The sequence below is a fragment of the Enterobacter sp. GD03975 genome (assembly GCF_029838645.1).
Lineage (GTDB): Bacteria > Pseudomonadota > Gammaproteobacteria > Enterobacterales > Enterobacteriaceae > Enterobacter > Enterobacter quasihormaechei.
Window position 1 is genome coordinate 105,099 of the sequence record NZ_JAOBZC010000006.1, and the last position, 14,316, is coordinate 119,414.

General features: G+C 52.5%; 14 protein-coding genes. 8 read left to right on the top strand and 6 right to left on the bottom strand.

Translation table 11 applies throughout. The features are described from left to right. Nucleotides 1-26 precede the first annotated feature (26 nt). Nucleotides 27-290, bottom strand: coding sequence for a DNA-binding transcriptional regulator SfsB (gene sfsB / locus N5C09_RS12560; protein WP_279749145.1), 264 nt, complete (start codon nucleotides 288-290; stop codon nucleotides 27-29). Between the two features lie 228 nt (nucleotides 291-518). Beyond that, nucleotides 519-1,490: an octaprenyl diphosphate synthase gene (ispB, locus tag N5C09_RS12565; protein WP_063451038.1), complete on the bottom strand. Its 972-nt coding sequence runs from the start codon at nucleotides 1,488-1,490 to the stop codon at nucleotides 519-521. Between the two features lie 257 nt (nucleotides 1,491-1,747). On the opposite strand from ispB, the gene rplU reads away from it, so the two are divergent. From rplU to cgtA, 4 genes are all read left to right on the top strand, one after another. Beyond that, nucleotides 1,748-2,059, top strand: coding sequence for a 50S ribosomal protein L21 (rplU, locus tag N5C09_RS12570; RefSeq protein ID WP_003025032.1), 312 nt, complete (start codon nucleotides 1,748-1,750; stop codon nucleotides 2,057-2,059). A 19-nt stretch (nucleotides 2,060-2,078) separates the two neighbouring features. After that, a complete protein-coding gene (gene rpmA / locus N5C09_RS12575) occupies nucleotides 2,079-2,336 on the top strand; it encodes a 50S ribosomal protein L27 (RefSeq protein ID WP_003861831.1) in 258 nt (85 codons plus the stop codon). Nucleotides 2,337-2,431: 95 nt separating this feature from the next. Continuing rightward, entirely contained in the window at nucleotides 2,432-3,397 is a 966-nt protein-coding gene (locus N5C09_RS12580; RefSeq protein ID WP_279749146.1) for a DMT family transporter, read from the top strand. 15 nt (nucleotides 3,398-3,412) lie between these two features. Then, a complete protein-coding gene (gene cgtA, locus N5C09_RS12585; RefSeq protein WP_063451039.1) occupies nucleotides 3,413-4,588 on the top strand; it encodes an Obg family GTPase CgtA in 1,176 nt (391 codons plus the stop codon). A 32-nt stretch (nucleotides 4,589-4,620) separates the two neighbouring features. Here cgtA and pmrB read toward each other — a convergent pair whose 3' ends face one another. Then, complete coding sequence (pmrB, locus tag N5C09_RS12590) at nucleotides 4,621-5,664, bottom strand: two-component system sensor histidine kinase PmrB (RefSeq protein WP_279749147.1); 1,044 nt, start codon at nucleotides 5,662-5,664, stop codon at nucleotides 4,621-4,623. Then, complete coding sequence (gene pmrA, locus N5C09_RS12595) at nucleotides 5,661-6,323, bottom strand: two-component system response regulator PmrA (protein ID WP_279749148.1); 663 nt, start codon at nucleotides 6,321-6,323, stop codon at nucleotides 5,661-5,663. Before pmrA ends, pmrB begins: the two co-directional genes overlap by 4 nt. A gap of 212 nt (nucleotides 6,324-6,535) precedes the next feature. On the opposite strand from pmrA, the gene opgB reads away from it, so the two are divergent. Next, nucleotides 6,536-8,869: a phosphatidylglycerol--membrane-oligosaccharide glycerophosphotransferase gene (gene opgB, locus N5C09_RS12600; protein WP_279749149.1), complete on the top strand. Its 2,334-nt coding sequence runs from the start codon at nucleotides 6,536-6,538 to the stop codon at nucleotides 8,867-8,869. Nucleotides 8,870-8,910: 41 nt separating this feature from the next. Here opgB and dacB read toward each other — a convergent pair whose 3' ends face one another. Further along, nucleotides 8,911-10,344 (bottom strand): serine-type D-Ala-D-Ala carboxypeptidase, encoded by a 1,434-nt coding sequence (gene dacB, locus N5C09_RS12605; protein WP_279749150.1) that lies wholly within the window; start codon nucleotides 10,342-10,344, stop codon nucleotides 8,911-8,913. 228 nt (nucleotides 10,345-10,572) lie between these two features. Between dacB and greA the strand changes: the two genes are divergently transcribed. Next, nucleotides 10,573-11,049 (top strand): transcription elongation factor GreA, encoded by a 477-nt coding sequence (greA, locus tag N5C09_RS12610; RefSeq protein ID WP_014171793.1) that lies wholly within the window; start codon nucleotides 10,573-10,575, stop codon nucleotides 11,047-11,049. Nucleotides 11,050-11,200: 151 nt separating this feature from the next. On the opposite strand, the gene yhbY is transcribed toward greA, so the two are convergent. Next, nucleotides 11,201-11,494, bottom strand: coding sequence for a ribosome assembly RNA-binding protein YhbY (gene yhbY, locus N5C09_RS12615; RefSeq protein WP_003861814.1), 294 nt, complete (start codon nucleotides 11,492-11,494; stop codon nucleotides 11,201-11,203). A gap of 127 nt (nucleotides 11,495-11,621) precedes the next feature. Here yhbY and rlmE point away from each other — a divergent pair, with 127 nt between their 5' ends. Beyond that, nucleotides 11,622-12,248, top strand: coding sequence for a 23S rRNA (uridine(2552)-2'-O)-methyltransferase RlmE (gene rlmE, locus N5C09_RS12620; RefSeq protein WP_003861812.1), 627 nt, complete (start codon nucleotides 11,622-11,624; stop codon nucleotides 12,246-12,248). Between the two features lie 102 nt (nucleotides 12,249-12,350). Continuing rightward, complete coding sequence (ftsH, locus tag N5C09_RS12625; protein WP_003861810.1) at nucleotides 12,351-14,285, top strand: ATP-dependent zinc metalloprotease FtsH; 1,935 nt, start codon at nucleotides 12,351-12,353, stop codon at nucleotides 14,283-14,285. Nucleotides 14,286-14,316: the final 31 nt, after the last annotated feature.

Below are 14,316 nucleotides of genomic sequence, written 5' to 3' on the forward strand. Positions count from 1 at the left end.
CAACCGGGGCTAAGCCCCGGCAGTGCTCACCGTTTACGCATCATGCGCGTTCTGTCGATAAATTCATGGGTAATGGGATCGTGGTAGCGTGACGGCCATATCACCCACGGATGCGTATCCAGCGCCCTCGCGATAATCAGCTCCCCCTTCGGCCATGGGCGGGTCAGTGCATTTGCCAGCGTCGACGAGCTCAACCCGTTGCGACGTGATTCGGCAGCCAGCGATGTCCCTTTTTTACGCAGTGCCGCAATAATGTCAGCAGAATGCCAGTCGATGAATTTTGTATCCATAATGCTGTCCTTGTGTTCGTTATCGTCCACGCCTTTTCGTGTGAAAAGACAGCATTACTATACTCACTTAGAACATCTGTTCTAAAAAGTTCATGTTACGAGAAGCAATATTCAGAATAAGGCATGGCTTTATACATGCGGCCTGTAACCTGATGAGCTTACACGGAAATGTAATTTACTGGCGCGTACTGGAATCTCCCTGCGGAGCGCAGGGAGACGAGGAGGGGATTAACGATCGCGCTGGACGGCGATGTGTGCGAGGCCGATTAGCGCATCGCGCCATGGGCTGTCAGGAATGACCTGAATGGCGGCGATGGCTTTGTCTGCTTCTTCTTCTGCACGCTGACGCGTCCATTCCAGGGAGCCACAGACTGCCATTGTTTCCAGTACCGGTTCCAGAAGATGGCGACCATTTCCCTGCTCGATAGCCTCGCGGATCATTTTCGCCTGATCCGGTGTGCCATTGTGCATCGCGTGGAGCAGCGGTAGCGTTGGCTTGCCTTCGTTCAGGTCATCACCGACGTTTTTACCGAGCGTTTCGCCATCCGCGCTGTAGTCCAGCAAATCATCAATCAGCTGGAATGCGGTACCGAGATAGCGGCCATAGTCCTGAAGCCCTTTTTCCTGCGCTTCGCTACAGCCTGCCAGAATCCCGGAGCACTGCGCGGCGGCTTCAAACAGACGTGCGGTCTTGCTGTAAATCACCCGCATGTAGTTTTCTTCGGTGATGTCCGGGTCGTTAACGTTCATCAACTGTAGGACTTCACCTTCAGCGATAACGTTCACCGCTTCTGACATCACTTCCAGCACCTTCAGCGAGCCAAGGCTGGTCATCATCTGGAAAGCGCGGGTATAGATAAAATCCCCGACCAGAACGCTTGCCGCATTACCAAACGCGGCGTTGGCGGTGGCTTTACCCCGACGCATGTCTGATTCATCCACAACATCGTCGTGAAGCAGGGTGGCGGTGTGGATAAATTCGATCAGCGCCGCGATTGTGACGTGGGCGTTCCCCTGATAGCCAACCGCGCGTGCGGCCAGAATGGCAATCATCGGACGAATACGTTTACCGCCGCCGCTGACGATGTAATAGCCCAACTGATTGATCAGCTGAACGTCAGAGTTGAGTTGCTCCAGGATTGCTGCATTCACACCCGCCATATCTTGCGCGGTTAACTCATTGATTTTTTCTAAATTCATCGCAAAAGCCGGGCTTTTTATCCTGTTTATCCCACACGAGATGGGTACACAAAGGGTTTCGGTTTATAAATAGTATTGCTGATTGTACTGAAAAAACGGCTCAGATAAACGTTACCGTACGTGTTGTGTTTTTTTTCTTCATGTATTGATGGTAGCACTTGTCAAAGGCTCGCGTTTTGCGTAATATTCGCGCCCTATTGTGAATATTTATAGCGCACTCTGAATCATACGAGGATGTGCGCGGAAGCGGAGTTTATATGTACGCGGTTTTCCAAAGTGGTGGTAAACAACACCGAGTAAGCGAAGGTCAGACCGTTCGCCTGGAAAAGCTGGACATCGCAACTGGCGAATCTGTTGAGTTCGCAGAAGTTCTGATGATCGCAAACGGTGAAGAAGTCAAAATCGGCGTTCCTTTCGTTGATGGCGGCGTTATCAAAGCTGAAGTTGTTGCTCACGGTCGTGGCGAGAAAGTTAAAATCGTTAAGTTTCGTCGTCGTAAACACTATCGTAAGCAGCAGGGCCACCGTCAGTGGTTCACTGATGTGAAAATTACTGGCATCAGCGCCTAAGACCTGAGGAGAGATTTAAATGGCACATAAAAAGGCTGGCGGCTCCACACGTAACGGTCGCGATTCAGAAGCTAAACGCCTGGGCGTTAAGCGTTTCGGTGGCGAATCCGTTCTGGCGGGTAGCATCATCGTTCGTCAGCGTGGCACCAAGTTCCACGCGGGTACCAACGTAGGTTGCGGTCGTGACCACACTCTGTTTGCTAAAGCAGACGGTAAAGTGAAATTTGAAGTTAAAGGCCCGAACAACCGTAAATACATCAGCATCGTTGCTGAGTAAGGTTTTCTCGGTCCGGTAACGGATTAAAGCCCCGCAACGTGTTGCGGGGCTTTTTACATTGGAAACCCGGAAAATTTTCTGTAGGGAAAACGGGCATGAAGCAGCAGGCCGGCATTGGTATTCTTTTGGCGCTCATTACCGCAATGTGCTGGGGTGCGCTGCCAATTGCAATGAAGCAGGTGCTGGAAGTGATGGAACCGCCTACGGTGGTGTTTTATCGCTTCCTGATGGCAAGCATTGGCCTGGGCGCCATTCTGGCCGTCAAAGGTAAGCTGCCACCGCTGCGCATCTTCCGAAAACCGCGCTGGCTGGTATTACTGGCTATCGCGACGGGCGGTCTGTTCGGGAACTTCATTCTGTTCAGCTCCTCCCTGCAATATCTTAGCCCTACAGCGTCGCAGGTGATTGGGCAACTTTCACCGGTCGGCATGATGGTCGCCAGTGTCTTTATCCTCAAGGAGAAGATGCGCGGCACGCAGATCATCGGAGCAAGCATGCTGCTTTGCGGTCTGGTGATGTTCTTTAACACCAGCCTGATCGAGATTTTTACCCGCCTGACGGATTACACCTGGGGTGTCATTTTCGGGGTGGGTGCAGCAACGGTCTGGGTGAGTTATGGCGTCGCGCAAAAGGTGTTATTGCGCCGTCTTGCCTCACAGCAGATCCTCTTTTTGCTGTACACTTTGTGTACACTGGCATTATTGCCGTTAGCGAAGCCGGGTGTGATTACCCAGCTCAGCGACTGGCAACTGGCGTGCCTCATTTTTTGTGGGCTGAATACGCTGGTTGGTTATGGCGCGCTGGCGGAAGCTATGGCGCGCTGGCAGGCAGCACAGGTGAGCGCCCTAATCACGCTTACCCCGCTGTTTACGCTGTTATTTTCAGATTTGTTATCAATGGCCTGGCCCGATGTCTTCGTCAAGCCGATGCTCAACCTGTTGGGTTATCTCGGTGCGTTTGTCGTGGTTGCGGGCGCGATGTATTCCGCCATTGGTCATCGTCTCTGGGGACGTTGGCGCAAAAATGAAGCGGTTGTAATAGTCCCCCGCTCAGGCGAATGAGTTACGGAGAGTAAAATGAAGTTTGTTGATGAAGCGACGATTCTGGTCGTGGCAGGTGATGGCGGTAACGGTTGTGTAAGCTTCCGCCGTGAAAAATATATTCCTCGTGGCGGTCCTGACGGCGGTGACGGCGGTGACGGCGGTGACGTGTGGCTGGAGGCGGATGAAAACCTCAACACGCTGATCGACTACCGTTTCGAAAAATCTTTCCGCGCCGAGCGTGGCCAGAACGGCCAGAGCCGCGACTGTACCGGTAAACGCGGTAAAGACGTGACGATCAAAGTGCCGGTGGGTACGCGTGTCATCGATCAGGGCACGGGCGAAACCATGGGTGATATGACCAAACACGGTCAGCGCCTGATGGTGGCGAAAGGCGGCTGGCACGGCCTGGGTAACAGCCGTTTCAAATCGTCCGTTAACCGTACCCCGCGTCAGAAAACGATGGGTACCCCGGGCGATAAGCGCGACCTGCAACTTGAACTGATGCTGTTGGCAGACGTAGGTATGCTGGGTATGCCAAACGCCGGTAAATCAACGTTTATCCGTGCAGTGTCTGCGGCGAAACCAAAAGTGGCGGACTATCCGTTTACTACGCTGGTGCCGAGCCTGGGCGTTGTTCGTATGGATAACGAAAAGAGCTTTGTGGTAGCTGACATTCCAGGTCTGATTGAAGGGGCGGCAGAAGGCGCCGGTCTGGGTATTCGCTTCCTGAAGCACCTTGAGCGTTGCCGCGTACTGTTGCACCTCATCGACATCGATCCGATCGACGGTTCCGATCCGGTTGAAAACGCCCGTATCATTATCGGCGAGCTTGAAAAATACAGTGAAAAACTGGCGGAAAAACCACGCTGGCTGGTGTTCAACAAGATCGACCTGATGGACAAAGCGGAAGCTGAAGCGAAGGCAAAAGCGATTGCCGAAGCGATGGGCTGGGAAGATAAGTACTATCTGATCTCTGCCGCCAGCCAGGTTGGCGTGAAAGAACTCTGCTGGGATGTAATGACCTTTATCATCGAGAATCCGGTTGTTCAGGCAGAAGAAGCGAAACAGCCTGAAAAAGTCGAATTCATGTGGGATGACTACCACCGCCAGCAGCTCGAAGAGCTGGAAGCGGAAGAAGATGATGAAGACTGGGACGATGACTGGGATGAAGACGACGAAGAAGGCGTCGAGTTCATTTACAAGCACTAAGCCCTGCATAAAGCCCCTGACGGGGCTTTTTTTTATCCTATCTTCGCGGGTAGCCAGCAGCAGGCATTTAAGCCGCCCTCAGCACCGTTCTCCAGCGTTAAATGACCATGATGGAGCTGCACGATACGCTGTACAATGCTTAGCCCAAGGCCGCTGCCGCCGTAGCGCTGGTCGAGACGCCGGAAAGGTTCGGTAATCGACTGTCGGTGCGCCTCATCTATACCCGGCCCCTGATCGGTAACGCTGACCCGGGTACCGCCTTCCGTCGCCGTTAATACCACTTCAATGGTTGTGCCTGCCGGGCTGTAGCGGGCGGCATTCTCCAGAAGGTTCCTTAACATCAGACGTAACAGAACGGCATCTCCCTGCACCGTCAGCGTGCTTTCAGCAGGCCATATCACCGTATGCTCTTTAGCTTCATGCTCCAGTCTGAGCGGGGCAATAATAGTCTCTGTCCAGTTCACCGTATCGTAATGGCCGCTGGCCATCGCCTGTCCGGCACGCGCCAGCATCAGCAGCTGTTCTACCGTATGCATCAGCTGGTCGATACGGCTTATGAGTGGCGTGGCTTGCGGAGAACCGGACTGGGCCATCAGCTCCAGATGAAGCCTGATCCCCGCAAGCGGCGTTCGTAACTCGTGCGCCGCATCGGCGGTGAACAGGCGTTCCTGCTGGATAGTGTGGTCCAGCCGGGCGAGCAGTTGATTGAGCGACGCGGTTACTGCGCCTATCTCTTCCATATCCGAATACATCGGCAGGGGAGTCAGATTATCCGCCGAGCGGTTCGCAAGGCTGGCGCGAAGTTGGTTGAGTGGCCGGGTGATCCAGGTGACTGCCCAGAATGAGAAAAACAGGGTAAAACCGACCATCACCAGAGAAGGGACCAGCAGAGAGGCAATGGCTTCGCGGATCTCTTTTTCAACATGGTTGTTGCGCGCTTTTGCAGACAACGTTTCGTTCACCAGAAAACCGATTTGTTCGCGGCTCTCATGCCACAGCCACACCACGCTAATCAGTTGAAAAAAGAGCAGTATCACCGCCAGCAACACCATTAATCGCCGGCGCATACTGTTCATTTCTGGCTCTCCAGACGGTAACCCACGCCGCGTACGGTTTTGATACGATCTTTACCGAGCTTGCGCCGCAGATTATGAATGTGCACTTCAAGCGTGTTTGAACCCGGATCGTCCTGCCAGGAGTAGATGTCCTGTTGCAGCGTCTCACGGTGCACGGTCTGCCCGCTGCGCATGATCAGGCGCGTTAGCAGAGCGAACTCTTTTGGCGTCACTTCCACAGGCTGAGACTGGCGAAGCACCTGCTGGGTTTGCAGATTAAGGGTGATATCCCCGTCCGTCAGCAGGTTGTCGCTGTGGCCCTGATAGCGCCGAATCAGTGCCCGTACGCGCGCCTGTAGCTCGGCAAGGGCGAAGGGTTTTACCAGATAATCGTCAGCCCCGGAATCCAGCCCGTTAATTCTGTCTTCAATGGCATCGCGGGCGGTAAGAATCAATACGGGATTTTCCACTCCGCGACGACGCCACTGGCAGAGCAGCGTCGCGCCGTCTTTATCTGGCAGGCCCAAGTCCAGGATCACCAGGCTGTATTCTCCGCTCTGGATCAGGGCTTCTGCTTCAGCGGCCGTGGCGGCACGGTCAAGCGCATAGCCTTCATTAGCCATCGCGAGCGCAAGCCCTTCCTGTAATAACAAATCGTCTTCAACGATAAGGAGTTTCATCTCTGTTCTTCCGAGCCCGTGTCCTTTTACTGAAATGATTATGGCAGAAAGCAAGGTTCAGGCGTACTCCCTTATCCTCTGCGGTTTGTAATCCTTAATATATTCCTAATTAAATTTTATTAAATAGGGAGAACTTATAGCAAAAGTTATAATGCTGCTCTTGTACTCATCACGTCTCTGCCACTGACGTCTTATAATCAACGAGTAAGAGAATGGATTCACTCTATTTATTAATCTTTTCAGTGAGTTGCATGGTTTTTGCAACAGCGTTGTATCGGTTTAAATCTTATCAAAACGCTTATCTGTCCCTGTTCATATTCGTTATGACCGTCGGTTCGGTGTTTCTGGATGGCTTTTGGGTTGTCTGCCAGTATTTTACCGGCGATGGTGTTAATGAATCTGTGCTTTACACGCTAACGACAACGATGGAAGGCGGTGAAATAAGTGATTACATCTGGCCATCTTTATTTGCATTAGTCTTATGTGCAGTGATTATTGTTATCATCCATCGTATTCTCTTTCGTGGTCAATCAGACGGTAAGCAAAGCTGGATATTTACGTTATTTTCTGTTTGCTGTAGCGCCCTCGCGCTGTTTATCTCACCGGCGTTCTCTCAGCTTAGCGGTAATACGCTCATGACGACGAAAATAGATGGTTCGGACTTTAATCAGTACTATTTTAATCAACCCGGCATTATTGAAAATCCAAAATATAATTTAGTCTATATCTATGGCGAAAGTCTGGAGCGGACCTATTTTGATCAACTTGTTTTTCCCAATCTGCTTCCTGATTTGGATAAACATAGGTCCATGAGCTTGGACTTTTCTAATACTTTTCAAATGCCCGCCACCGATTTCACCATTGCGGGGATTGTAGCCTCGCAGTGCGGATTACCACTCTTTAAGCCCACTGCGTTTAATGGCCAGAATACGGTGACGAGCTTTTATCCTGAGAGCAAATGTCTGGGTGATATACTCAGCGAGTCAGGATATGAAACCTATTTCTACCAGGGGGCCAACCTTCACTTCGCGGATAAAGATGCCTTCTTTAAAGTGCATGGCATTAAGCATGCCTGGGGGTTAACCGAATCGGGGCTTAAGGATAATTTTGATGTGCAGAATAACTGGGGCCTGTATGACAGTGTTGTTATGGATAAAGCCTGGGAAAAGTTCAGTGAACTGTCCTCCTCGGGGCAGCGTTTTGCGCTTTTTGCACTCACGGTCGATACGCATCCTCCAAGAGGCTACATTTCTCCAGGATGTCGTCAGAACAGTTATTCCATCGAAGGCCATAAGGTTGATGCGCTAAGTGCCGTATTGTGTAGTCAGGAAAATATTGCACGCTTTGTACAGCGGATCCAGTCTTCGCCCTGGGCCAACAATACGATCGTTGTGCTTTCGTCGGATCACCTGGCAATGCCCAGCACGACGGTTTCCGTGGACTATCTTAATAAGCTTGAACGTCGGGATCTGTTTTTTGTGCTTGGACCAAAGATAAAAGCCGAAATTAAGTCGCAGCCAAGGAGCACGCTTGATAATGGCGCGACAGTCCTGGACCTGCTCGGTGGTGGAACGAAAATAGGCCTAGGACGAAGCTCCGCCAGTGAAAAATCGCTCACCGAAACTATACCGGAATTTAAGAATAAACTTTATGCCTGGGGGGGCAGCATTCGAGGCCTGTGGGGGATCCCGGATCGCATCGATCGTTTTACGCTGGATACGCGTAAGAATGAGATTTCATTTAGCGGTCACACCTATAGTTTGCCGATTTTGATTGATATAAAACCGAATGAGGTATTACCGGTTATTGACGATAGCAGCAGAACTCTATCGCTAAGACAATCCCTGGCATTTTTACCCGAAGGCGAACGTTTCCTGTGGGTCGATAAATGTTTTCGCCCCGCAACGCTGTGGCGTAACGACCTTTCGCTTTCTGAAAAATGGTGCGTCACGCAAGGTAAAGCCGGAGGAAAGGTGACAGTCGAGGAGGTAATGGATGAACAATACGAGGGCAACGTTAGCATTGATGATGGTCCCACGAATTCAGCGACGTATCAGCGTGAGCAAGGGCTGCTGAAGATGAAACCCGATGAGATCCGTTATGTTTCAGATACCTTCAAGTTCAATCTCGACGGGCTACCTCTTTTCATCGAAAACGTGATGGGGCTAGGACGACAGGAGCCCTGGGGACGATGGTCAGATGCACTGACGTCGCCGTCGATATTGTTGCTGTATAAAGCCCCGTTTGTGCCCGAATTTGACGTTGAGATTGAAGCAAAAGCGTATGGCAAAAATATTGATGCACCGGTAGCGGTGAAGATCGGCGAGCAGACGCAGTATGCGCGCTTCGGTGAAAAGCCGACCCGCGTTACGCTTCGCTTTAAAGGGGATTCATACTCGCGTTTAATTATGATTACTCCGCCTGAGCCGACGCTCAGCCGTGAAGGCAGCGTATTGGGGCAAATGTACACCTCCCCGGCCAGAAAGATAGGTATCGGTCTCATTGAGGTGAAAGTCGTTCCTGTGATTCAGACCAACAAGAAATAGTGCGAGGCGGTGGCCTGCCTGGGAGCAGGCCACCGTGAACATCAGTTGTTTTGATAGATGTCTTTGTAGAGCCGGCTTTCGAAACGCACCAGTGGAATACGACGATTGCGCTGGTCGGCCGGTTCGACGGCATACCCGGAGAGATACTGCACAAATGCCATGCGTTGCCCGCTGGCTGTGGTGATGAAACCGGCAAGGTTGTAAACACCCTGCAAGGAACCCGTTTTGGCTGACACTTTGCCGTCCACGCCCGCAGCGTGAAGCCCCGCGCGATACTGAAGTGAACCGTCGTGCCCGGCCAGCGGCAGCATCGTGATAAAGTTTAGCTCAGCGTCATGCTGAGCGATGTACTGCAATACCTGCATCATGGTTGCCGGCGAGATCAGGTTATGGCGCGATAAACCGGAACCATCGACGGCGATCGTATTGCCCAGATCGATACCCGCCTGCTGGCGCAGGATCTGACGTACGGCGTCAGAACCGGCCCGCCAGGTGCCCGGCACGCCAAAGCGCGCGTGCCCAATCATGCGGAACACCGTGTCGGCAATCATGTTATCCGACTTTTTCAGCATAATCTTAAGCAAATCATGCAGTGGCGCAGACTGTTTGCTGGCGATCACCGTGCCTGGCTCATTCACCTGCGTCTGGCGCAGCAGCGTTCCGGTGTAGGTGATACCCGCCTGCTTCAGTTCGTCTTTGAAAATGGCCCCGGCGTAGCCCGCACCGTCCTGAATGGCGAAGGCCAGCGGCAGCGGGTCAGCTCGCTGGGTCAGGCAGCCGGTGAGCGTATAGCGGTTGAGATCGCCCGGTACCACGTCCAGCTCGCAATACTGCGCCTCCGGGGAGCCTTTCGCCAGCGTCCGTACCTGGCTGAACATCGTGACCGGGTAGTATGAGGCAACGCGAATAAACGCTAAGTCATTGGGCTTAGGCGCGCTGTAAAGCGAAACGGAGAAGCAGTTACGGTCGACGATTGCGGCGGCTGGCGGGGCGCTAAAGCACTGCGTCATGTCATTCCATGGCCAGCCGGGCGCTTTATCGTGGCTGGCGAAAATGGAGGTGTCGATTAGCACGTTACCGTCGATTTTTGTCACGCCGGATTTTTTTAGCGCCGCCACCATGTTGCGGACATCCTGGCGCTTAAAGGTGGGATCGCCACCAAAACGGGCGATAAGATCGCCTTTCAGTTCGCCACCCGTGACGTTACCTTTAGTTTCTAGGGTGGTGGTAAAACGGAAGTCAGGCCCGAGCTGGAGCAGGGCGGCGAGGGCAGTGATCACCTTCTGGGTACTCGCAGGCAGCGCCATCTGTTGACTGTGATAGTCAATCTGGGGGGCCTGCGCGCCAACCTTCTGCACCATCAGGGCAAGGTTCGCGCCGGCGGGCAGCTGATTAATGTACTCATCAACATTCGCGGCCTGAACGGTGAACGTTATACTGGTGGTCAATCCGATGATAAAACTGGAAAATCGCATAATCTCGCGCTAACAACCCGAAAACAAACCGTCATACTACGGTGCATGGCACTGTAAAGTAAACGATGACCCATAGTGAACTTCGCGGTAAAATGCGTATCAAACTGAAAAATTGCTGCTGACCTGGGGCGTTGCTCCCGGGTCGGTTTTCTTTTTGCTTCTGGCCTGTTCAGGTGGGCTGGAGCAGGGAACACTGCTCCCAACAGGAATGTTTAAGAGGTATAACAAATGCAAGCTATTCCGATGACCTTACGTGGTGCCGAAAAACTGCGCGAAGAGCTGGATTTTTTGAAATCCGTACGTCGCCCTGAAATCATCGCCGCTATCGCGGATGCGCGTGAGCATGGCGACCTGAAAGAGAATGCTGAATACCACGCGGCGCGTGAACAGCAGGGCTTCTGTGAGGGGCGCATCAAAGATATCGAAGCGAAACTGTCCAATGCGCAGGTTATCGATATCACTAAAATGCCCAACAACGGTCGCGTGATCTTCGGCTCTACCGTCACCGTCCTGAATCTGGACAACGACGAAGAACAAACCTACCGCATCGTGGGTGATGACGAAGCGGACTTCAAACAGAACCTGATTTCGGTGAACTCCCCGATTGCTCGCGGCCTGATTGGCAAAGAGCAGGACGATGTTGTGACGATCCGCACCCCGGGCGGCGAAGTGGAATACGAAATTATTAAGGTTGAATACCTGTAATTCGCTTCTCTTCTAAGATGTTGATACATTGTAAAGAAAAGAAAAAGGCCGCATAGCGGCCTTTTATCAACTCAAGGAGCATGGCATTTTGCTCGCCTGCTGAAAGAAATCCCTCGTTTCACACAGAAAATGTGATTGATTCAGGATATCCTTAACGTGGCAGCGAGATTTTACGCTCTTTAGATGGGCGATAGAGCACCAGCGTTTTACCGATGACCTGTACATTACAGGCGCCGGTTTCGCGCACGATGGCTTCCACGATCAGGTTTTTAGTGTCTCTGTCTTCAGAGGCGATTTTCACCTTGATCAGCTCGTGGTGTTCCAGCGCTTGTTCAATCTCGGCAAGCACCCCTTCGGTCAAACCATTGTTGCCAAGCATCACTACAGGCTTGAGCGGATGTGCCAGACCTTTAAGGTGCTGTTTTTGTTTAGTACTCAGATTCATCGTATATTTTTGCTTACGTTGGGATTGAAAACGGTTCATTCTACCGCCATCTCCCTAATATCGCCAAATAGCTGCGTAGAAATTTACGTCACAGGCAAGCAACGATGAACCAGGACGGAAATGTTAAATGACAGGTAAAAAGCGTTCTGCCAGCTCCAGCCGCTGGCTTCAGGAACACTTTAGCGATAAATATGTTCAACAGGCGCAGAAAAAGGGGTTGCGTTCCCGCGCCTGGTTTAAACTTGATGAAATACAGCAAAGTGACAAACTTTTTAAACCGGGAATGACAGTAGTCGACCTCGGTGCGGCACCTGGCGGATGGTCCCAGTATGCGGTTACGCAGATCGGCGGAACGGGACGAATCATCGCATGCGATCTTTTACCAATGGATCCCATCGTTGGTGTCGACTTCCTTCAGGGCGACTTTCGTGATGAATTAGTGCTTAAAGCATTACTTGATCGTGTTGGTGACAGCAAGGTCCAGGTTGTCATGTCGGATATGGCACCAAATATGTGCGGAACACCGGCGGTGGATATCCCCCGCGCCATGTATCTGGTGGAACTAGCGTTAGAAATGTGTCGTGATGTACTAGCGCCTGGTGGTAGTTTTGTTGTGAAGGTGTTTCAGGGCGAAGGTTTCGAGGAGTATCTTAAGGAAATTCGCTCCCTGTTTGCGAAGGTCAAAGTTCGTAAGCCGGACTCTTCCCGGGCCCGTTCCCGTGAAGTGTATATTGTAGCGACCGGGCGAAAATGATAACCGGGAGATTTCAGACGAAAGTTTGAATGAAACTGGATATAGAGTATCCTGACGCTGTTTTTAACACAGTTGTAATGTGAGGTTAATCCCTTGAGTGACATGGCGAAAAACCTAATACTCTGGCTGGTCATTGCCGTTGTGCTGATGTCAGTATTCCAGAGCTTTGGGCCCAGCGAGTCGAATGGCCGCAAGGTGGATTATTCTACCTTCCTGCAAGAGGTCAATCAGGACCAGGTTCGCGAAGCGCGTATCAACGGACGTGAGATCAACGTTACCAAGAAAGATAGTAACCGTTACACGACTTACATCCCGGTGAACGATCCTAAGCTGCTTGATAACCTTCTGACCAAAAACGTCAAAGTGGTAGGCGAGCCGCCAGAAGAACCAAGCCTGCTGGCTTCTATCTTCATTTCCTGGTTCCCGATGCTGCTTCTTATTGGCGTCTGGATCTTCTTTATGCGCCAGATGCAGGGCGGCGGTGGCAAAGGTGCCATGTCGTTCGGTAAGAGCAAGGCGCGTATGCTGACGGAAGACCAGATCAAGACCACGTTTGCGGACGTTGCAGGCTGTGACGAAGCGAAAGAAGAGGTCGGTGAACTGGTTGAATACCTGCGCGAGCCGAGCCGTTTCCAGAAACTGGGCGGTAAGATCCCGAAAGGCGTCCTGATGGTCGGCCCTCCGGGTACCGGTAAAACCCTGCTGGCGAAAGCCATCGCGGGTGAAGCGAAGGTGCCGTTCTTTACTATTTCAGGTTCTGACTTTGTTGAAATGTTCGTGGGTGTCGGTGCATCTCGTGTGCGTGACATGTTCGAGCAGGCCAAGAAAGCAGCACCGTGCATCATCTTCATCGATGAAATCGACGCCGTAGGCCGCCAGCGTGGCGCAGGCCTGGGTGGTGGTCACGATGAGCGTGAGCAGACCCTGAACCAGATGCTGGTTGAGATGGACGGCTTCGAAGGTAACGAAGGTATTATCGTTATCGCGGCAACTAACCGTCCGGACGTCCTCGACCCTGCGCTGCTGCGTCCAGGTCGTTTCGACCGTCAGGTTGTGGTCGGTCTGCCGGATGTACGTGGTCGTGAACAGATTCTGAAAGTGCACATGCGTCGCGTACCGCTGGCGCCAGATATCGACGCGGCTATCATTGCGCGCGGTACTCCAGGCTTCTCCGGTGCAGACCTGGCTAACCTGGTCAACGAAGCTGCACTGTTCGCCGCTCGCGGTAACAAGCGCGTGGTGTCCATGGTGGAGTTCGAGAAAGCGAAAGACAAAATCATGATGGGTGCGGAACGTCGCTCCATGGTGATGACGGAAGCGCAGAAAGAGTCCACGGCGTATCATGAAGCAGGTCACGCGATTATTGGCCGTCTGGTGCCGGAACACGATCCGGTACACAAGGTAACGATTATTCCGCGCGGTCGTGCACTGGGTGTGACCTTCTTCCTGCCTGAAGGCGACGCAATCAGCGCCAGCCGTCAGAAGCTGGAAAGTCAGATTTCAACCCTGTACGGCGGTCGTCTGGCGGAAGAGATTATCTACGGTGCGGAACATGTTTCCACCGGTGCGTCGAACGACATTAAAGTGGCGACAAACCTGGCGCGTAACATGGTGACGCAGTGGGGCTTCTCCGACAAACTCGGTCCGCTGCTGTATGCAGAGGAAGAGGGCGAAGTGTTCCTGGGCCGCTCTGTGGCGAAAGCGAAACATATGTCCGATGAAACGGCACGTATCATCGACCAGGAAGTGAAAGCGCTGATTGAGCGTAACTACGCTCGCGCCCGTCAGATCCTGAACGACAATATGGACATCCTGCATTCGATGAAAGATGCGCTCATGAAATATGAGACCATCGATGCTCCGCAGATTGACGACCTGATGGCTCGCCGCGAAGTGCGTCCGCCAGCAGGCTGGGAAGACCCAGGTGCGTCTAACAATTCTGACAACAATGGCACCCCGCGTGCGCCGCGTCCGGTCGATGAACCGCGTACGCCAAACCCGGGCAACACCATGTCAGAGCAGTTGGGCGACAAGTAAGTCACTGCTGTTGAAGCGTTTGTCTGTACCT